This window comes from Zoogloea sp. LCSB751, assembly GCF_002028455.1.
In the GTDB taxonomy this organism is placed as follows: Bacteria; Pseudomonadota; Gammaproteobacteria; order Burkholderiales; family Rhodocyclaceae; genus Zoogloea.
In genome coordinates this window covers 1-5136 of the sequence record NZ_MWUM01000054.1, presented here as the reverse complement: position 1 = coordinate 5136, position 5136 = coordinate 1, and the positions used below count along the sequence as shown (strand labels likewise).

The following is a 5136-nucleotide window of genomic DNA, read 5'->3' as shown; positions in this document are numbered from 1 at the left end:
ACAAGTTCAGACCAGTCAATCATGAGTTTTCAACCCTGATGGCATGGCCGCACCCATCTGCTTTTGGACGGGCGCGGCACGCTGCTTCAATCGGCTGTCAGGGCTTCAACGGCCGCCCGGGCTTCGAGCTTTGTCACGCGGGCATCGAGCACCTTGAGCTGTTCGAGCACATCGTTGATCAGCTTGAACTGCTGGTTCTGGAACTGCTGCACCTCGCCGAGCGCTTCCGTACCGCCGCGGATCTCCGCCTGGATCTTGCCAACCTCAGTCATCAAGGCTTGCTTGATCGGTTCGAGGACGGCGCGGATCTGTTCGCGGGCGGGGTCTTGCTTCTGCTTCTGAAACATCATGGTGACTCTCCTGAATGGGGTCAGGCCTGCGGGCCCGTCGTGTTGAGTTGAAGGGCTTCCTGCTCGATGCGCTCCACCAGCTTGGTGACGATGGCTTCGAGCGCAGCCTGTTTCTTGGCTTCGAAGGCCGGGCGCATGAAGGGATGGGCAGCCATCTTGCTGGTGCCGAATTCCACCCAGCGCCAGTAGTAGGCATCGGTCCGGCCGTAGGCCTTCACGTTCTTCTGTCCGACCGATCCGTTCTTGGCCTGGCGGACATAGACCTGTGCCACCTCGCGGGTGGGCGTGCAGTCGGCCTGCACCCGTTTGACGGCAAGTGCCCGCTTGAGGGTGCCCGGCGGCGGGTGCCCATCCCTGACCTTCCCGTGGTACTCGGGGGCCTGCTGCTTGGCTTCGTCCCGGATCACGGCCGCACCGGCATAGACGGCCGCCCGCAGGGCGTTCTTGGCGACCCGCTTGGGCAGCTCCTGCAGGGCTTGGGCGATGGCAGCCACGCCCTTGATGTCGATGCTGGAAGTCATCGCACGGCCCCCATGGCGGGGCTCAGGCCGTAGCGCTGCTCCATGATCTTGGCAATGTTGCCGCTCTTGGCGATGTCGCCCGCCACGGCCCCCTTGACCCGTTCCACGAGGACGGTGATCACATCCACGCCGCCAGGGCCCTGCGACTGCTGCACCTGGCCACCGTTGCCCGGCGACTCGACGACATTGACCACCACACCTTGCCGGCCCGCTACGTTGCTGGCCGCGGCGTTGAAGGCCTTCGGGACGATCATTTCGCCTTCATGGATCATGGCGATCATGTCCTTGGGCACATAGTTGGTCCCCACGTCGAAGGACGGCAGCTTGAGGCCCTGCCCACCGCCCATGCTGGTCAGGTTGGAGCCCGACGCCAGGGAGTAGGTCGCGGACGTACTCGCCGTCGACAGACCCAGGAAGCCGGTCACCGCATTGATGAAGCCGCCGCTGCCCGACAGCATGCCAGCCATCTGCTGGCGCACCTGGATGCGCACGATGTCGGCAATGATCGAGTCGGAGAAGCTCTTGAAATTGAGCTTCCCGGTCGTGGTGAAGCTGACCAGGGCGTCTTCCATCGTGCTGAAGCTGCGGGTCAGCGAGGATTCGACCGACTTGCCGACGTTCTGCACATCGCTGATGTAGGCCCGAATCGCCCGACTGGTGCCGGCCTCGGCGGTCGTCGAAGCGCTCTCGATGGCCCTGTCTCGCAGGGCTTGGAGTTTGTCGAGCGCATCGGTCAGCCCCTCGATTTCCAGCCGCTTGGCGAGGGCGGCATTCTGCGTATCGAAGGTCATCGCCGCGGCCGCCTCGGCATTGCCCCGGAGCGACTGGTAACGGGCGTCCAACGCCTCCAGCTGCCGGCCCAACTGCTCGTAGGCCTTGGCCTGATCGAAGGCGTTCTGCTCCAGCTTGGCGCTGCCGTCCTGCATGGAGCGCGCGCTGCGGTCCTTCACATCGGCCAGTTTGTTCTGGGCTTCCGCCTTCAGGCGCGTGTCAGTGGTACGAGACAGGAAGTCCTTCAGAATCTGTTCTTCCTTGGCATAGGCCACTGCCGCGTTGTCCGTGCTCTGCTTGATCGCACTGGCTCGGTCGGCGTAGTAGCTTCCGATGCTCGTCAGATCGTCCTTGTAGCTGCGGTCCAGCATGGCCGTCCGTTGGCCGAGCAGATCCTTTTCCGCCTGGATGCGGCGTTCCTGTTCCTTCAGCAGCCCATCCAGCACCTGCCGGCTGGTATCCACGATCTTCTGGTCATCGAGCGGCGAGGCACGGGGCGTGTACTTGAGGACTGGCTTTGCCTGCTCGGCAATCGCGGAGTCCGGGAAGTTGGCGGCGGCTAGGGCAAGCTGGGCCGCCCGCTGGATTTCTGTGCTGTAACTGGCGTAGGCCTTGGCCACTGCTGCCGCGTTGTCCGCATAGACGACGGGGCGTTCCTGCTTCTCCTTGAGGAGGTTCTGGAAAGCGATCTGCTTTTGGACGGCCTCGATCTGCTGTTCCACATAGCGGAGCGCCCCCGCCGCCATTTCAGGGTTGGGTGGATTGACCGTCGACATGATCCTGGTCCGCTGGGCCTGCAGATCGGCCAGGCGCTTCTGGATCTCGTCGATATCCACCTTGGCGCCGCCCAGAAAGCTGCCAATGCCGAAGGTGTTGAGGGCCTTCCAGAAGCCCCCGGCGATCTTCGTCCCATCGTTCATGCGGTCGACGAAGGTGTTGAGCGTTGGCAGTGCGTCCATGGCCAGCGTGCGGTAGAACGTGCTGGTGCCGGCCGTGAGGCGTTGCAGTGCCTTTTCGTAGTGATCGGCCATGTAGGCGGCTTCGTCCGTCACCTTGCCGACCAGATCCTGGCGTTCGGCCAGTTCCTTCAGGAAGGGCAACAACTGCGCCCCGCTCTTGCCGAAGAGGTCCAGGGCCAGGGCGGTCTTGCCGGCGCCGTCGCGGTAGTCGCTCATCTTGTCGGCCACGGTCTTGAGGGCATCGGCCGTATCCATCTGCCGCAGATCCTTGGCTGACAGTCCCAGGGCACTGAGCGCCTGGCCGGCGCCCTTGGCTTCGTCGTCGGCCCCGGACATGGCCTTGGCCATGCGGACCAGGCCGGTTTCCACGGTGCCCATTTCGATGCCGGCTTGTTTGGCGGTGGCACTGAGCGCTGACAGTGCCTGCACGCGAGCGCCTGTCTTCTCAGACATATCCTTTAGTTCCGCCATGCTGGAAATGGCTTTGTCCATCTGGCTGACGATGGACGAAACCCCCAGGCCTGCACCGATGCCCAGGGACCCCATTGCGAAGTTGGCCATGGCCGACTTGGCCTTATCGAAAGCCGAAACCAGGTCGTTTCCGACGATGCCGCCGAAGCTGGTCAAGGTCTGCGAGCCTCGCGCGAGCATGGCGTCCACCTGGGCCATGACGTTCAAGTTGTCATTGGAGGCTTTGCCAAACTGCTTGGTGAGATCGGCGGCCCGGTTCAGGGCTGATTCAAAGTTGGCGGTCTCTGCCGAAAGGGAGACGGCCAACGAGCCGAGTGATGCCATAGGTAATACTCCTGAAGGGCGCGATGAAAGACCAGACCGCACCTGCGCCCGACGGCGCGGGCTGGGGGTTCAGTCGTCGCCGTCCAGGCTTCCTGTGATGGCGGGGGTGAGGAGGTAGAGGCGGCTGTAGCCGGCGCCGGGCTCGCGAACCTTCACGGGGATGTTCTTGCCATCGCCGTGGGCCAAGAGACCGCGCTTGAGCAGTTCCTTTACCACCTGGCACGGGTCAAAGCCGGTGCATATCTCTTGCTTGAAAACCGTCGGATAGATCAGGTATTCGAACACGTGATCCTTCTCATGCAGCGCCGAACTCTCGGCCGTAGGGCGCTTCCAGCCCGCGCGGTTCATTGTTCTTGGAGCGTGACTATCGACCACGGAAGGCCGTCGCCAGTCTTCCAGCCGACCGCCGGCATGGGCCTGAATCCAGGCCTGTACCTGCTCCACCATCTTTCGGGGCTCGCGGTTCTCTTCGCCGCCGAACACATGCAGCCAATCGCGGAAAAGGCGGCCTGCGGCGTTGATCGCTTCCCCCTGTGGCCACCCCGTCAGCCCCCATTCGGTGGCCTTCTCGCCGGCATAGGCCACGGCAGCAAAGCGGGTTGCCGCACGGATCGCCTGAGAGCCGGCCTTGTCGGAGAGGGCGCGCTTCTCGAAGCTGATCCGGAGTTGCTCGAACTCGGCCGGCATTGCTGACCTGTGGTCGAGCACACGGCGGATGAACTCCGGATAGGCCGAGCCGTAGTGCTCTTTGGCTTGCTGCTGGAGGTGTTCCGAGAAGCGGGCCCCATCAGGCTGGCCGTGTAGTGTCTCCCAGCAGCCGAAACCGGCCTCGGCATCGGCGGGCAGTTCGCAGAACCGCACCTCCTGGCCGGCGTAGGCGCGCTCCTGGTTCTCCTCGAGAAACTGAGTCAGGCCCAGTTCGCCGTTCGACTGGAACAGCAGCGAGAACGCCGCCGTTTCCCGAAGCCCTCCGGTTGCCTGCCCGCGGCCCTTGCCCTGGCCGCTGGCGAGCATGTAGGCGGCCTGGGCCACGTCGCGGGGGTTGCCGGACTGCTTGAGTTCATCGAGGAGAAGCGGCGCATCGCAGTGGCCGGCGGCCAGCATTTCGACTGCAGTACCTGTCTGCAACCAGCTTTTGCGGAACTCGGGCGAGCCACACAGGCTGGCGGCCGCCAGGAGCAAGCCCGATTTACCCAGGCTACTGGTTCCCATCCAATGGAACCCCCCAGCGATGTTGGGGTGTAGCCAGCAGAGCCCGCCGGCAAACGCTGCCGAAATAGCGAAAGCGAGGCGGGAATTCCCAACGGCCAGCGCCGCTACATAGGTACGCCATTGCTCCAGGCTGCCTTCCTGCTTGAACTGAGCGTGACCGCTTCCCACCGCCTGGTGAAGCCAGAGCTCCGCGCCTTCTGTGGCAATGGGGTCACGCTCGCCGCCGACTACAAATGACCAGCGACACGACTCGTTATTAACATCCTTGTGCCAACCGATCCGGCCCGTCACACGGGCACGCGCCGCAGGGCGGGATCGATTGACATACATCTTCAACAGCCCACCCTTGTTGTCGCCGATGAAGAGACCGTGCCCGCGAAGCAACTTCGCCAGGGCAGCGCCATCGCCTTCCAGCATCTCGTCGGGCACCAGCACGCGGCGGCGGCGGCCGTCGTGATCCTGGAACGTCGCCAGACGGCACCAGCCTTCGCCCTTGGAATCGCGCACCAGGTGCGTGATCTCCAGCGG

General features: G+C 63.8%; 4 protein-coding genes. All 4 read right to left on the bottom strand.

What is annotated here, in order from left to right; genetic code table 11:
• Positions 1–86: 86 nt before the first annotated feature.
• A complete protein-coding gene (locus tag B4920_RS25555) occupies positions 87–350 on the bottom strand; it encodes a hypothetical protein (protein WP_079437561.1) in 264 nt (87 codons plus the stop codon).
• A 20-nt stretch (positions 351–370) separates the two neighbouring features.
• Positions 371–871: an HK97-gp10 family putative phage morphogenesis protein gene (locus B4920_RS25550; RefSeq protein WP_079437560.1), complete on the bottom strand. Its 501-nt coding sequence runs from the start codon at positions 869–871 to the stop codon at positions 371–373.
• Entirely contained in the window at positions 868–3396 is a 2529-nt protein-coding gene (locus B4920_RS25545; protein WP_079437559.1) for a phage tail tape measure C-terminal domain-containing protein, read from the bottom strand. The genes B4920_RS25550 and B4920_RS25545 overlap by 4 nt, the downstream gene beginning before the upstream one ends.
• Before the next feature lie 69 nt (positions 3397–3465).
• The coding region (locus B4920_RS25540) for a DUF927 domain-containing protein (protein WP_139379630.1) at positions 3466–5136 on the bottom strand (1671 nt) is incomplete at its 5' end.

Bases quoted from the DNA above. Each gene is read 5' to 3' on its own strand.
- B4920_RS25555 (WP_079437561.1), bottom strand. From the start codon at position 350: ATGATGTTTCAGAAGCAGAAGCAAGACCCCGCCCGCGAACAGATCCGC.
- B4920_RS25550 (WP_079437560.1), bottom strand. From the start codon at position 871: ATGACTTCCAGCATCGACATCAAGGGCGTGGCTGCCATCGCCCAAGCC.
- B4920_RS25545 (WP_079437559.1), bottom strand. From the start codon at position 3,396: ATGGCATCACTCGGCTCGTTGGCCGTCTCCCTTTCGGCAGAGACCGCC.